Raw genomic sequence first — 13,797 nt, 5'->3', positions numbered from 1 at the left:
GTAAGCCTGTTCCAGCGCCGCGCGACGAAAATAGTCGAACAACAAGCCTTTGGCGATCGCCACCAGGAACGCCCGTGGCTCACGGGGTTCGCGCAGCTCGTCGCGGCCCAGCAGGCGGATGAACGTGTCCTGGCTCAGGTCTTCGGCACGGCTTGGGCAGGCCACGTTGCGTCGCAACCACGCCAACAACCAGCCACGATGGTCGCGATACAACGCGCCAACCAGCTCACTGTGTGGGTTTGGAACCGACGACAAGGCATCACCGAATAAACAAGAGGTTTAAACTAACGAGAATTATTCGCGATTGTGTCAGAGGCGTGGGGCGGGCGCAATTGGCGTCTGTCGGACGGTGCTATTAAAACGATGGCGCTTGTTTACGCCGTTTCCATTGGCTCAAACGCTCTTGCAACTGCTGTGGCGAGTCTATTTGTTGCTGGCGTGCGCGGCTGAACAGGATGAGCATCAGTTCCGCCGTGGCCAGTGCATCGGCGCTGGCGTGATGGCGTTCGCCTACTTGCAGGCGGAAGTGGTTGATCCAGTCGTCGAGCCCGGCTTCGCGAATATTCGCTTCGGGGCACAGCAGCGGGGCGATGTCGGCGACGTCGAGAAACGGATGGGCCAGGCGATAACCCAGGCTGTCCTTGAGTGCCCGGCACAGCATGTGTTGATCGAAGGGGGCATGGAACGCCAGCAGCGGGCTGTCGCCGACGAACTCCATGAAGTCCAGCAGTGCCTCCACTGGATCGCTGCCAGCTGCAATCGCACTGGGACCCAGGCCGTGAATCAACACGCTGGGGCTGAGCTTGGTTTCGGCCCTTTGCAGGGTACGTTCAAACATCTGTGAGAAATCCACTGCCCCGTCCTCGATCACCACGGCGCCGATGGACAGTACCTGGTCACGGTTGAGGTTCAGGCCGCTGGTTTCCAGGTCCATCACTACCCAGCGCTGGCTGCGTAAGGCGCCGTCGCCCAGAATGGCGGGCTTGGGCAGTTGCGCCAGGCACTGTTGTTGTAGCGCATTGAGCCCGGGCTGTTTCGGGCGCAGCCAACCCAGCCAGTTCACAGCTGATACCGCAAGGTCAGGCTGCTTTGCAGGCGTTGGGCCTGGCGCAGGGATTCACGCAGGATGCGGCGGTCCAGGTGGTTGAGGCTGTCGGGGTCGACACGGTTGGAGTACGGCTGGTTCTCGCGGGTTTGCAACTGGTGCTGCTGCATGCGGGTTTGCTGGATAAAGTGATACGCCTCTTCATAGGCGGCGCCGTCCAGCGCTTCGATGACGTCCTTGAGCACCAGTTGGCGCAGGCGCTCGAGGGTGTTGTTGGCATGAATACCGTTGGCCAGGGCCAGTAAGCGGGCGCCATCGACAAAGGGCGTCAGGCCCTGCACCTTGAGGTCGAGGGTGGCCTTTTCGCCGCCTTTGCGCGTCAATACAAACTCGCGGAAACGCCCCACTGGCGGGCGCTGGCGCAGGGCGTTCTCGGCCAGCATGCGCTGGAACAGCCGGTTATCCGCCACCTGATCCAGAATGCCCTGACGCAGTTGTTCGCAACCGCGCTCATCGCCCCACACCACTCGCAGATCGAAATAGATGCTCGAGCCCAGCAAGTTCTCCGGTGTCGCCTCGCGTATGAAAGCCCCAAAGCGCCGCGCCCATTCGGCCCGTGACAGGCACAATTCGGGGTTGCCGGCCATGATATTGCCTTTGCACAGGCTGAAGCCGCACAACGCCAGGCTCTGGTTGACCTGCTGCGCCAAGGGCAATAACCGGGCACGTATTGCGGCGGCTTCGGCAGCGTCCTTGGCTTCGAACAAAATACCGTTGTCCTGGTCGGTGAACAGCGTCTGCTCGCGGCGGCCTTCGCTGCCGAAACACAACCAACTGAAGGGCACACCGGGGTCGCCTTTGTCGGCCAGGGTCAACTCGATCACCCGGCACACGGTGTGATCGTTGAGTAGCGTAATGATGTGGGTGATCTGGGTGGATGATGCGCCATGGGCCAGCATGCGCTCCACCAACTGGCCGATTTCACCGCGAATCGCTACCAGGTTCTCCACTCGCGGTGCGTTGCGGATGGTGCGGGCCAGGTGCACCAGGTCGACCCGTTGCAAGGAAAACAGGTCGCGCTCGGACACTACGCCACACAGGCGCTGGTCTTTGACCAGGCACACGTGGGCGATATGTCGCTCGGTCATGGCGATAGCGGCATCGAAGGCGCTGTGGTCCGGCGTCAGAAAGAACGGCGCCTGGGTCATATGACCTTCGATGGCCTGGTTGAAATCACTGGTGCCATCGGCCACCACTTGGCGCAGGTCGCGCAGGGTGAAGATGCCCAGAGGGGCTTTGTGCTCATCCACGATCACGATGCTGCCCACTTGCTGCTCGTGCATCAGCGTCACGGCCTCGCGCAGCGGTGTTAAGGGCCGGCAGGTGACCGGGTGACGCATAGCCAATTCGCCCAGACGCGTGTTCAGCGAATATTGAGTGCCGAGGGTTTCCACGGCTTTTTGCTGGACTTGCTGGTTGACTTGGTCCAGCAGGCTGCTGACACCACGCAGGGCAAAGTCGCGAAACGGGCTGGACAGGGCGAACAGCTTGATAAAGGCCGGCTTGTTCAGCTGCAGGCAGAAAGTGTCCTCGGCGGCCTTGTGTTCTGTACGGGTGGCCCGTTCACCCAGCAAGGCGGCCAGGGGGAAACATTCGCCGGTGGTGATTTCGAAGGTGGTTTCGGTTGAGTCCGGTCGCTCGCCCACGACCCGGCCCTGCTTGACGACATAAAAGTGCTCAACCGGGCCACCCGACGGTTTGAGGATGCTGTCGCCGGGGGCATAGAAGCGCAGTTGGCATTGCTCGACCAGGAAGGCCAAGTGGGCATTTTCCATCTGGTTGAACGGGGGAAAGCGTTGCAGGAATTGCAGGGTGCCGTGGATGTTCTGCAACACGGCAGTTTTCCCCGCCTGCGTGAAAGCATCAGCTTTACTCATAACAGTGACCGCAGTTTTTTTGTCGTTATCGTCCTGCATGGTCAACTGCCGTGCTGCGGGTGCCCATTGGACGTAAGTCTAGGTAGCGGTTAAACGATTCACGACTAGGGAAAAACCTTACAAGGCCACGTGCAAACCCCGTAGAAAGCCCACTAGGCAAACTTTCCGACGAAGTGCACATTGTTCGCCCTTCCGCAGATGTCTGACGAGTGTGCTGGGAGATTGATGAGAGCTGCTGAGAAACGTATGTCCGACCACGATATTTTGAGCGATGCCGAACGTGAGGCGCTGAGCGCCGTGATGCTGGAGCCTGATCTGCCACCACAACGTGTGTTGATCGTCGATGACGACAAAGACGCACGGGAACTGCTGGCAGAGATCCTGGGCCTGGACGGCATTCGTTGCATGACCGCCGACAGTGGTGAGACGGCGTGGGACCTGTTGAAGCAAAGCAGCTCCATCGGTTTGCTGATCACCGACCTGCGCATGGCACCCAGCAATGGCCTGGAGCTGATCCGCCAGGTGCGTGAATCCACACGCGCAGCGTTGCCGATCATCATCATCTCGGGGGATGCCGAAGCGCCGGACGTGATCGATGCCATGCATTTGAGCGTGGTGGACTTTTTGCTCAAGCCGATTGATAGCGTGAAGTTGGCGAAGATGGTGAAGCGGGAGTTGGGGATGGCTTCCTGAACTTGTGGTGGCTTGCCTGCGATGTGCTCAACGGGGTCTACCTGATAATCCCAACAAAAAAGCCCTGATCGTGTGATCAGGGCTTTTTCATTTACAGGCCGTTCTTGGCCTTGAACTCCCGACGCCGACGGTGCAACACCGGCTCGGTATAGCCGTTAGGCTGCTTGGTCCCTTCAATCACCAACTCCACCGCTGCCTGGAATGCGATGTTGCTGTCGAAATCCGGGGCCAGTGGGCGGTACAGCTTGTCCCCGGCATTCTGACGGTCCACCACCGGCGCCATGCGCTTGAGGCTTTCCATCACCTGGGCTTCGTTGACGATGCCGTGGCGCAGCCAGTTGGCGATGTGCTGGCTGGAGATGCGCAGGGTGGCTCGGTCTTCCATCAGGCCCACATCGTTGATGTCCGGCACTTTCGAGCAACCGACGCCTTGGTCGATCCAGCGGACCACGTAGCCAAGGATGCCCTGGGCGTTGTTATCCAGCTCGTTGCGGATCTCTTCTTCGGACCAATCGGTGTTGCTGGCCAGAGGAATGGTCAGGATGTCGTCCACCGAGGCTCGCTCGCGCTTGGCCAGCTCGGCCTGGCGGGCGAATACATCGACCTTGTGGTAGTGCAACGCATGCAGCGCAGCGGCGGTCGGCGAAGGTACCCAAGCGGTGTTGGCGCCAGCCAGAGGGTGGGCGATTTTCTGTTCGAGCATCGCCGCCATCAGGTCGGGCATGGCCCACATGCCTTTACCGATCTGCGCACGACCTTGCAGGCCGGTGCTCAAGCCGATATCGACGTTCCAGTTTTCGTAGGCACCGATCCATTTCTCGGCCTTCATCGCCGCTTTGCGCACCATCGCGCCAGCTTCCATGGAGGTGTGGATCTCGTCGCCGGTACGGTCGAGGAAGCCGGTGTTGATGAACACCACGCGTTCGCTGGCCGCCTTGATGCAGGCCTTGAGGTTGACGGTAGTACGGCGCTCCTCGTCCATGATCCCGACTTTCAACGTGTTGCGCGGCAGGTTCAGCACCTCTTCGATGCGGCCGAACAGTTCGTTGGTGAACGCGGCTTCTTCCGGGCCGTGCATCTTCGGCTTCACGATGTACACGGAGCCGGTGCGGCTGTTCTTGCGGCTGCTGTTGCCGTTGAGGCTGTGGATCGCCGCGAGGCTGGTGATCAGCCCATCGAGAATGCCTTCCGGTACTTCGTTACCGGCTTTGTCAAGGATCGCGTCGATGGTCATCAGGTGACCCACGTTGCGCACGAACAGCAGCGAACGGCCGTGCAGGGTCACGTCCTGGCCATTCACACCGGTATAAACGCGGTCAGCGTTCATGGTGCGGGTGAAGGTCTTGCCGCCCTTGGCCACTTCTTCGGCCAGGTCGCCCTTCATCAGGCCGAGCCAGTTGCGGTAGATCACTACTTTGTCATCGGCATCGACGGCGGCGACGGAGTCTTCGCAGTCCATGATGGTGGTCAGCGCGGCTTCCATCAGCACGTCTTTGACACCGGCGGCATCGGTCTGGCCGACCGGGGTGCTGGCGTCGATCTGGATCTCGAAGTGCAGGCCGTTGTGCTTCAGCAGAATGGCGGTCGGTTGGGCGCTGTCGCCCTGGAAGCCGATGAGTTGCGCGTCGTCGCGCAGGCCGCTGTTGCTGCCGCCCTTGAGGCTGACAACCAGTTTGCCATCGATGATCTTGTAACCGGTGGAGTCGACGTGGCTGCCCGCCGCCAGCGGCGCGGCTTCATCGAGGAAGGCACGGGCAAAGGCAATCACCTTGTCGCCACGCACTTTGTTGTAGCCCTGGCCCTTCTCAGCGCCATTGGCTTCGCTGATGGCGTCGGTGCCATACAGCGCGTCATACAGCGAGCCCCAGCGCGCATTGGAGGCGTTGAGGGCGAAACGGGCATTCATCACCGGCACGACCAGCTGCGGGCCGGCCATGCGGGCGATTTCGTCGTCAACGTTTTGAGTCGTGGCCTGGAAGTCTGCGGCTTCTGGCAGCAGGTATCCGATGTCTTGCAGGAAGGCTTTGTAAGCCACTGGGTCGTGGGCCTGGCCGGCGTGGGTCTGGTGCCAGGTGTCGATCCGCGCTTGGAAATCGTCGCGTTTGGCGAGTAGGGCTTTGTTCTTCGGTGCCAGATCGTGGATGACCTTGTCGGCACCGGCCCAGAACTGCTCGGCAGTGATGCCGGTGCCGGGAATGGCTTCGTTATTCACGAAGTCGAACAGGACTTTGGCGACCTGCAGGCCACCGACTTGAACGTGTTCAGTCATTGCTTGCCTCACTCTGCGGAGCTTATGCGCTGTTTCAGATTTTCATTATGTAGTGCACGGGTTGGCATACTACATGATGACTTGCGGTTGTGAAAATTAGACTAAATACGTCGTTTAGCGACCCACTTTGGTCGTACGGTCACAGCGGAGAACAGGATGTTCTCAAAAAACTATTGGATTGTTCCAGATAAATATAAAAATGGTACACGATTTGTTATCGGGGACCTTCGGGTCCACCTTGTAGATTGAATCCCAGAGGGCGCTGCCATGGACCATCTTGTACTCACAATTATCGCCGCCGACAAACCCGGCCTGGTTGAACGCATCGCGCACAACATCGCCACCCACGGCGGCAGTTGGCAGGAAAGCCGTATGGCCCATATGGCCGGGCAGTTTGCCGGGATATTGCGGGTCAGCGTGCCTGCTGAAAACCGTCAGAACCTGGTGAATGCGCTGGAGGACTTATCCACACACGGCATTCGCGTGCTGGTGGGTGAGGGCAGCAGCGGGCACGCGTCGGCGTCCAAGTCGATTGTGATGACGTTGGTGGGGAATGACCGTTCGGGCATCGTGCGCGAGATCACGGCGCTGTTGAGCAAGCAGGGCGTGAACCTGGAGAGCCTGAGCACAGATGTGCGCCCGGCTCCCATGAGCGGTGACCCGCTGTTTACCGCCGAGGCGTTGTTGCAGGTGCCGGCAACGCTGTCCCTGGATGCTTTGCAGCAATCCTTGGAAGGCTTGGCGGACGATTTGATGGTTGAGCTGCACAACGAGGAATAACTACTCACAAGGTTATGCATGGAAATCTTGCATGGGCCTGTGGATAAGCTGTAGAGACTCGACGCCAGGCCATACTGGCTGGGCTTCTCCGCTATTTGAGCAAAAAACGAGCAGTTTCAAGGGCTTGTGCACAAATGGCGGGGATCAGGTTGTGGGTAACCTTGGGGTGGATGTCTGCAAGCCACGTGCACTGTGGCTTGCAGAGGTTTGTTCGTTATTTGATCAGCGTTTGCGCACGCTCATCCAGGCATCGAGGCTGTACACCACCAGCCCCGCCCAGATGAAGGCGAAGGCAATCAGGGTGCTTGGCGCCAAATGTTCGCCAAACAGCAGCACGGCTTCCAGCAGCACCAACGTCGGTGCGACGTACTGCAAAAAGCCCAGTGCGGTGTAGGGCAAGTGCCGTGCGGCGGCGTTGAAACATACCAGCGGGATCAGCGTTACCGGGCCCGCGGCCACCAGCCACCAGGCTTCGGAGGTGCTCCAGAAAGCCATTTGCGCGCTGTGGGCCGAAGGGTTGAACAGCAGCCATGCGATTGCGATCGGCACCAGCATCCAGGTTTCTACCACCAGTCCCGGCAACGCCTTGACCGGCGCCTGTTTGCGGATCAGCCCGTAAAAGCCAAAGGTCAGCGCCAGTACCAGCGACACCCACGGCAAACTGCCCACTTGCCACACTTGTTGCGCCACACCCACCGCCGCCAGCCCAACGGCGATCCATTGCAGGCGGCGCAGGCGTTCGCCCAGGATCAGCATACCCAGCAGCACATTCACCAGCGGGTTGATGTAGTAACCCAGGCTGGCCTCCAGCATGCGCCCGCTGTTCACCGACCACACGTAGGTCAGCCAGTTGGCCGCGATCAATGAACCACTGAGCGCCAGGATGGCCAGGCGCTTGGGGTTGTCGAGCAGCTCGCGGAACCAGCCCGGGTGTTTCCATACCATCAACAGCAAACCACCGAACAGCGCCGACCACAGCACGCGGTGCACGATGATTTCAGCGGCGGGAACGCTGGCAATGGCTTTGAAGTAGAGCGGGAACAGACCCCAGATGACATAGGCACTCAGGCCCAGGATGTACCCCTTGCGGGGGTTGGCGGCTTGCATTGTGGAATCCTTGCTTAGGCAGCTAACAAAGGCGAGATTGTAAGTACATTTGGTGGGCGATGGGACCTGCTTTGTTTTATGTGGGAGGGGGCTTGCCCCCTCCCACATTTAATTCACAAGGGTCAGAAAAGTTTCAGTGGTTCTTCATTCAATGCCGCCAGTTGCTCACGCAACGCCAGCACCTGGTCTCCCCAATATCGCTCGCTGCCAAACCACGGGAAGCTGTGGGGAAACGCCGGGTCATCCCAGCGTCGTGCCAGCCAGGCGCTGTAATGCATCAGGCGCAAGGCGCGCAGGGGTTCGATCAACGCCAGTTCACGCGGGTCGAAGTCGTGGAATTCCTGGTAGCCGTCCATCAGCTCCGACAGTTGGCCCAGGCACTCCTGGCGATCGCCGGCCAGCATCATCCACAGGTCCTGTACGGCCGGGCCCATGCGGCAGTCGTCCAGGTCGACAATGTGGAACATCTCATCGCGGCACATCATGTTGCCGGGGTGGCAATCTCCGTGCATGCGGATGTTCTTGTGCGGGGTGGCGTTGTAGACCTCTTCCACGCGCTTGAGCAGGTCGCGGGCCACGGACTCGTAGGCCGGCAACAGGCTCTTGGGGATGAAGTTGCCTTCCAGCAGTGTGGTGAGGGAATCGTGACCGAAGTTTTTCACGCCCAGTGCTTCACGGTGTTCGAACGGGCGGGTGGAGCCCACCGCATGCAAACGGCCCAGCAACTGCCCGAGGCGATAAAGTTGATCGAGATTACCCGGCTCCGGCGCCCGACCACCACGGCGGGGGAACAGGGTGAAGCGAAAACCTTCGTGTTCGAACAGGCTTTCACCGTTGTGGATAAGTGGCGCCACCACGGGCACTTCGCACTCGGCCAGTTCGAAAGTGAAACGGTGTTCTTCGAGGATCGCCTCGTTGGTCCAGCGCTGGGGCCGGTAGAACTTGGCGATCAGCGGCTCGGAGTCTTCGATGCCCACTTGGTAGACGCGGTTTTCATAGCTATTGAGCGCCAAGACGCGCGCATCGCTGAGGAAACCGATGCTTTCGACAGCGTCGAGAACCAGATCGGGAGTGAGTGTTTCAAACGGATGGGCCATGCGAACTCCTGCGCGCAGCAGGGCGCCGCGTCCGGCCGGGTATGGTAACAGCATAGATAGGCGGTGACTGTGCGGACGCTATAGGGGGCAAGCCCCCTCCCACATTTGGATCTGTGAATCCATTCGAGTGTGGGAGCTGGCTTGCCTGCGAAGAGGCCCTATCAGGCGCCGATAATGCCGCCGTCATCCCGCCGAATCGCCATCACCGACGACCTTGGCTTACCGTTAGGCAGATGCTCCGGCCAGGTCGAGCCGCCGGTTTCGCCTGGATGCTGAATCCCCACGAACAGCGTCTTTTGATCCGGCGAGAAGCTGATCCCTGTCACTTCGCATGCCACCGGTCCGACCATGAAGCGACGGATTTCCCCAGTGGCCGGGTCGGCACACAGCATCTGGTTATTGCCCATGCCGGCGAAGTCGCCCGCGTTGCTGTAGTCGCCATCGGTCAGGATCCACAAGCGCCCGGCTTTGTCGAAACCCAGGCCGTCGGGGCTGTTGAACATGTTCTGCGGGTTGATGTTGGAGGAGCCGCCTTTCGGCGTGCCGGCATGTACGCCCGGGTTGCCGGCCACCACAAACAGGTCCCAGGTAAATTCGCTGGCGCCGTGGTTATCCTTATCGGCTTTCCAGCGCAGGATCTGGCCGTAGACGTTTTTCTCCCGTGGGTTAGGCCCACCGACGGGCTGACCGTCTTCACCGCGCTTGGCGTTATTGGTGAGGGTGCAATAGACCTGGCCGTCGGTGGGGCTGACCACGATCCACTCCGGGCGGTCCATACGGGTGGCTTTCACCACACTGGCGGCCAGGCGCGCATGGATCAGCACTTCGGCCTGGTTGGCGAAACCGCTGCTGGCATCGATGCCGTTTTTGCCGTGGGTCAGTTCGACCCATTGGCCCTTGCCCTTGGGGTGGTCGGCATTGCCGTCACCCGCGTCGAAGATCGCCACGTACAAAGTACCGTGGTCGAGCAGGTCTTTGTTGGCCTTGGGGTTGTGGTGATTGATGGGGTCACGGCTGACGAATTTGTAGATGAACTCGCCGCGCTCGTCGTCGCCCATGTACACCACGGCGCGGCCGTCGCGGGTTTCCGCCAGCGCCGCGTTCTCGTGTTTGAAGCGGCCCAGGGCGGTGCGCTTGACTGGGGTGGACTTCGGGTCGAATGGGTCGATTTCCACGACCCAGCCGTGACGGTTGAGTTCGTTGGGGTTCTTGGCCATGTCGAAGCGCGGGTCATGCTGGTGCCAGTTGATGTCTTTGCTGGCCGCGACCACGCCATAGCGTTTTTGCCCGGCGTCGAAGCTTTGTTGTGGGTTGCTGCTGCCGAAGCAGTCAGTGAAGTTCTCTTCGCAGGTCAGATAGGTACCCCACGGTGTCTTGCCGTTGGCACAGTTCTGGAAGGTGCCCAGGGCTTTTTTGCCGGACTTGTCGGCACTGGTTTTCAACCAGGCGTGGCCGGCGGCCGGACCGCCCAGGCGGATTGGCGAGTTGCCGTGGATACGGCGGTTGTAGCGCGAGTCCTGGACGAACTGCCAAGTGTCGCCCTTGCGCCGCACTTCGATCACTGACACGCCTTCGCTGGCTTGAGCCTTGCGCACATCTTCGGCCGATTGCGGCGCGCCGCCATGGGCGTAGAGGTAGCGGTAGTTGGTGTATTCGTTGTTGATCGCCATGAGCGCACGGTTGTTGTCGCCAGGGAAGGGAAACAGGCTCATACCGTCGTTGTTATCGCCGAACTGCTGCTCCTGGGCCTTGGCCGTACCGTTGCCGGACGGGTCGAAAGCCGGCGCATTCTTGTGCAGTGGCTGGCCCCAACTGATCAGCACCGAAGCGCTGTAGCCGGGCGGCAAGGTGATGGCATCGCTGGTGGCGGCGGCGATGCCGGTGAACCCAAGCAGTGGGCTGGCGGTGGTGGCGTTGATGGCCAGGGCGCTGCGGGTGAGCAGGTTACCGCCCAGGAACATCGCGGCACCGCAGAGGGCGCCGGCACCGATAAAGCGGCGGCGAGTAAGGCCGACCATCTGTTCAAGGTCGGTGGCTTGGTTTTCTTCTAATAGGCTCATTTCAGGCTCCCTCTGCGGTTTTTGCAGACACCTTAAGGAGCCGTCGTGACGAAATTGTTGCAGTTTGAAGGCGAGCGCAGCGCTATACCGGCGTGCCGAGCAACACATTGCTCGGGGCGAACTGCACCTGGATCGGTCGGCCTTCGGCGGCCTCCAGTGCCTGGAGCGCGGCGGGCTGCGCCAGGGCGCACAACACCTGGCCGCTGCGCAGGGTGATGCGCACCTCGCTGGGGCCGTCATCAGCGTCAAAAATGGTCTCGATGACACCGCTCATGCAATTGTGTCCAGGTGTTGCAGCTTGCTCGGCGGCGAGCAGTTCCAGCCAACCGGCTTTGATCAGGGCAACCACTTCTACACCCATTTCCAACTCCAGGTGTTGCGTACTGTCGTGCGTGATCTGTGCATTGAGGACCAAGCCTCCCGGCAGTTGCAGGCGGATCAAATCGTTGCGGCCATGCTGTTCAATGGCGATGACCTGGCCATGCAACTGATTGCGTGCACTGGTGCGCAGCATCAGGCGCCCCAGCAGATTGAAGTCGCTGGCAGCCTCGTCGGAGCCGAGCACTTGGGCCTGTAGCACTTGCAAGCGTTGGTAGAGGCGCAATACCCGCTCACCTTCGGCCGTCAACTTGGCCCCGCCGCCGCCTTTGCCGCCGACACTGCGTTCCACCAACGGCTTTTGCGCCAGGTTGTTCAGTTCATCGATGGCGTCCCAGGCAGCCTTGTAGCTCAAACCGGCGCTCTTGGCCGCGCGGGTGATGGAGCCTTGTTCGGCGATATGCGCCAGCAGGGCGATACGCTGCGGGCGGCGGACAATGTGTTGACTGAGCAGGGTGGGCAAAGACATGGGGATACGCTTCGATGGAATGAGCGGACGTTGCCGCCCTGGCGCCTGGGAGTCAAGTTACGTACCCGGTTTTGGCGTGCGGGCCAGGCAGTACACGTCGACCTGGCGCGCACCGGCTGCCATCAACAAACGCGCGAGGCTGTGGGCGGTAGCGCCTGTCGTCAATACATCGTCCACCAGTGCGAAATGCCGGTCTTCTACCTGGGCATCGGCGGCCAAGGCAAAGGCGCCGCGTAGATTGCGCTGGCGGGTCTTGGCGTCGAGTGCTTGTTGCGCCACGGTTTCATGGGGGCGTAATAACAGGTGTTTATCGCAGGTGAGGTTGAGGGCGTCACTGAGCCAGCGGGCCAGCATCAACGCCTGATTGAAGCCGCGCTCGCGCAGGCGTTTACGCGCCATGGGCACCGGTAGCAGGCAGTCGGGTCGGGTGAGTTCGGCGTTGTCGAAGCGGTGTTGCAGGTGGTGCCCCAGCAGGCGTGCGAGCATGTGGCCGAGTGGCCATCGCGACTGGTGCTTGAAGCGACTGATCAAGGTGTCGATCGGAAAGCCGTAGGTCCAGGGCGCAACCACTTGTTTAAAGGCAGGTGGATGTTTCTGGCATTGGCCGCAGACCAGGCCCTCCATTGGCAGCGGCAGGGCACACACGTTGCACTGCTCCATCAGCCACGGCAGCTCGGTTTCGCAGACGTTGCATACGCAATCCCTTGAATCGGTGGTTTCATCGCAGATTAAACATGTTTGTTTGTTTTTTGACCAGATGTAAACCTGGTGTTTGTATCCTGGTTGACAGTGCATGATTCTTCCTTAAATATGCCGAGCATCCGTGTCGTGCCTGTGGGTATTGCCCTTCCCGCAGCGCTTGCCAAAGCATAATCAAGGAATCGCCCATGAGCGCCAGCACCTCTGCCACCCTGCGTCACGATTGGTCCTTAGCCGAAGTCAAAGCACTGTTCGTGCAGCCGTTCAATGACCTGTTGTTCCAGGCGCAGACCGTGCACCGCGCGCATTTCGATGCCAACCGCGTGCAAGTGTCGACCCTGCTGTCGATCAAGACCGGCGCCTGCCCGGAAGATTGCAAATATTGTCCGCAGTCGGGCCACTACAACACCGGCCTGGAAAAAGAAAAGCTGATGGAAGTGCAGAAGGTCCTCGAAGAGGCCGCCCGTGCCAAGGCCATCGGTTCGACCCGCTTCTGCATGGGGGCCGCCTGGAAACACCCGTCGGCCAAAGACATGCCCTATGTGTTGCAGATGGTCAAAGGCGTGAAGGCCATGGGCCTGGAAACCTGCATGACCCTCGGCCGTCTCGACCAGGACCAGACCGAAGCCCTGGCCCAGGCCGGCCTCGATTACTACAACCACAACCTCGACACCTCGCCTGAGTTCTACGGCTCGATCATCACCACCCGCACCTACAGCGAGCGCCTGCAAACCCTGGCCTACGTGCGTGATTCCGGGATGAAGATCTGCTCGGGCGGCATCCTCGGCATGGGCGAGTCACTCGACGACCGCGCCAACCTGTTGATCCAGCTGGCTAACCTGCCGGAGCACCCGGAGTCAGTGCCGATCAACATGTTGGTAAAAGTCGCCGGTACGCCGCTGGAAAACGCCGAAGACATCGACCCGTTCGACTTCATCCGCATGCTTGCGGTGGCGCGCATCCTGATGCCGCAGTCCCATGTGCGCCTGTCGGCCGGCCGTGAGGCGATGAACGAGCAGATGCAGGCCCTGGCGTTCTTCGCTGGCGCCAACTCGATCTTCTACGGCGACAAGCTGCTGACCACCGCCAACCCGCAGGCCGACAAGGACATGCAACTGTTCTCGCGCCTGGGCATCCTGCCCGAAGCCCGCGAAGAGCACGCGGATGAGGTGCATCAGGCGGCGATTGAGCAGGCACTGGTGGAGCAGAAAAGCAGCGAGCAGTTCTACAACGCTGTTGTTTGATTGAAATGCAATCCAACGG

The 13,797-nt window shown here is 60.5% G+C and carries 12 protein-coding genes; 3 read left to right on the top strand and 9 right to left on the bottom strand.

Annotation, left to right across the window (positions count from 1 at the left end):
• The 3 genes from ACRESD_RS02845 to ACRESD_RS02835 all read right to left on the bottom strand — a co-directional run.
• Window positions 1-255, bottom strand: a 255-nt coding sequence (locus ACRESD_RS02845; RefSeq protein ID WP_431749537.1) for a sigma factor, incomplete at its 3' end; no start/stop codon positions are given.
• Between the two features lie 100 nt (window positions 256-355).
• A complete protein-coding gene (locus ACRESD_RS02840; protein WP_431749536.1) occupies window positions 356-1,063 on the bottom strand; it encodes a 3'-5' exonuclease in 708 nt (235 codons plus the stop codon).
• On the bottom strand, window positions 1,060-2,982 hold the full coding sequence (locus tag ACRESD_RS02835) for a putative nucleotidyltransferase substrate binding domain-containing protein (protein ID WP_431749535.1): 1,923 nt from the start codon (window positions 2,980-2,982) through the stop codon (window positions 1,060-1,062). Before ACRESD_RS02835 ends, ACRESD_RS02840 begins: the two co-directional genes overlap by 4 nt.
• Before the next feature lie 246 nt (window positions 2,983-3,228).
• Here ACRESD_RS02835 and ACRESD_RS02830 point away from each other — a divergent pair, with 246 nt between their 5' ends.
• Complete coding sequence (locus ACRESD_RS02830) at window positions 3,229-3,675, top strand: response regulator (protein ID WP_431749534.1); 447 nt, start codon at window positions 3,229-3,231, stop codon at window positions 3,673-3,675.
• 91 nt (window positions 3,676-3,766) lie between these two features.
• Here ACRESD_RS02830 and ACRESD_RS02825 read toward each other — a convergent pair whose 3' ends face one another.
• On the bottom strand, window positions 3,767-5,944 hold the full coding sequence (locus tag ACRESD_RS02825) for a malate synthase G (protein ID WP_431749533.1): 2,178 nt from the start codon (window positions 5,942-5,944) through the stop codon (window positions 3,767-3,769).
• Window positions 5,945-6,211: 267 nt separating this feature from the next.
• Between ACRESD_RS02825 and ACRESD_RS02820 the strand changes: the two genes are divergently transcribed.
• Window positions 6,212-6,724: a glycine cleavage system protein R gene (locus ACRESD_RS02820; protein WP_431749532.1), complete on the top strand. Its 513-nt coding sequence runs from the start codon at window positions 6,212-6,214 to the stop codon at window positions 6,722-6,724.
• A gap of 222 nt (window positions 6,725-6,946) precedes the next feature.
• On the opposite strand, the gene rarD is transcribed toward ACRESD_RS02820, so the two are convergent.
• The 5 genes from rarD to ACRESD_RS02795 all read right to left on the bottom strand — a co-directional run bounded on the left by rarD (window position 6,947) and on the right by ACRESD_RS02795 (window position 12,630).
• Window positions 6,947-7,831 carry an EamA family transporter RarD gene (gene rarD, locus ACRESD_RS02815; RefSeq protein ID WP_431749531.1) on the bottom strand — a complete coding sequence of 295 codons (885 nt, stop codon included), beginning with the start codon at window positions 7,829-7,831 and terminating at the stop codon, window positions 6,947-6,949.
• A gap of 122 nt (window positions 7,832-7,953) precedes the next feature.
• A complete protein-coding gene (locus tag ACRESD_RS02810; protein ID WP_431749530.1) occupies window positions 7,954-8,928 on the bottom strand; it encodes a serine/threonine protein kinase in 975 nt (324 codons plus the stop codon).
• Between the two features lie 161 nt (window positions 8,929-9,089).
• Entirely contained in the window at window positions 9,090-10,988 is a 1,899-nt protein-coding gene (locus tag ACRESD_RS02805) for a PhoX family protein (protein WP_431749529.1), read from the bottom strand.
• Window positions 10,989-11,070: 82 nt separating this feature from the next.
• Window positions 11,071-11,835 carry a TOBE domain-containing protein gene (locus ACRESD_RS02800; protein WP_431749528.1) on the bottom strand — a complete coding sequence of 255 codons (765 nt, stop codon included), beginning with the start codon at window positions 11,833-11,835 and terminating at the stop codon, window positions 11,071-11,073.
• Between the two features lie 57 nt (window positions 11,836-11,892).
• Window positions 11,893-12,630 (bottom strand): ComF family protein, encoded by a 738-nt coding sequence (locus tag ACRESD_RS02795; RefSeq protein ID WP_431749527.1) that lies wholly within the window; start codon window positions 12,628-12,630, stop codon window positions 11,893-11,895.
• 92 nt (window positions 12,631-12,722) lie between these two features.
• On the opposite strand from ACRESD_RS02795, the gene bioB reads away from it, so the two are divergent.
• Window positions 12,723-13,778, top strand: a complete 1,056-nt coding sequence (bioB, locus tag ACRESD_RS02790; protein WP_016974158.1) for a biotin synthase BioB — start codon at window positions 12,723-12,725, stop codon at window positions 13,776-13,778.
• The last annotated feature ends 19 nt before the right edge of the window (window positions 13,779-13,797 follow it).

The sequence above is a fragment of the Pseudomonas sp. genome (assembly GCF_050739995.1).
In the GTDB taxonomy this organism is placed as follows: Bacteria; Pseudomonadota; Gammaproteobacteria; order Pseudomonadales; family Pseudomonadaceae; genus Aquipseudomonas.
The sequence above is the reverse complement of the archived record's forward strand: the minus strand, read 5'-3'. Positions and strand labels throughout refer to the sequence as shown.

Bases quoted from the DNA above. Each gene is read 5' to 3' on its own strand.
- ACRESD_RS02800 (WP_431749528.1), bottom strand. From the start codon at position 11,835: ATGTCTTTGCCCACCCTGCTCAGTCAACACATTGTCCGCCGCCCGCAG.
- ACRESD_RS02810 (WP_431749530.1), bottom strand. From the start codon at position 8,928: ATGGCCCATCCGTTTGAAACACTCACTCCCGATCTGGTTCTCGACGCT.
- ACRESD_RS02825 (WP_431749533.1), bottom strand. From the start codon at position 5,944: ATGACTGAACACGTTCAAGTCGGTGGCCTGCAGGTCGCCAAAGTCCTG.
- ACRESD_RS02805 (WP_431749529.1), bottom strand. From the start codon at position 10,988: ATGAGCCTATTAGAAGAAAACCAAGCCACCGACCTTGAACAGATGGTC.
- ACRESD_RS02820 (WP_431749532.1), top strand. From the start codon at position 6,212: ATGGACCATCTTGTACTCACAATTATCGCCGCCGACAAACCCGGCCTG.
- ACRESD_RS02835 (WP_431749535.1), bottom strand. From the start codon at position 2,982: ATGAGTAAAGCTGATGCTTTCACGCAGGCGGGGAAAACTGCCGTGTTG.
- ACRESD_RS02830 (WP_431749534.1), top strand. From the start codon at position 3,229: ATGTCCGACCACGATATTTTGAGCGATGCCGAACGTGAGGCGCTGAGC.
- bioB (WP_016974158.1), top strand. From the start codon at position 12,723: ATGAGCGCCAGCACCTCTGCCACCCTGCGTCACGATTGGTCCTTAGCC.
- rarD (WP_431749531.1), bottom strand. From the start codon at position 7,831: ATGCAAGCCGCCAACCCCCGCAAGGGGTACATCCTGGGCCTGAGTGCC.
- ACRESD_RS02795 (WP_431749527.1), bottom strand. From the start codon at position 12,630: ATGCACTGTCAACCAGGATACAAACACCAGGTTTACATCTGGTCAAAA.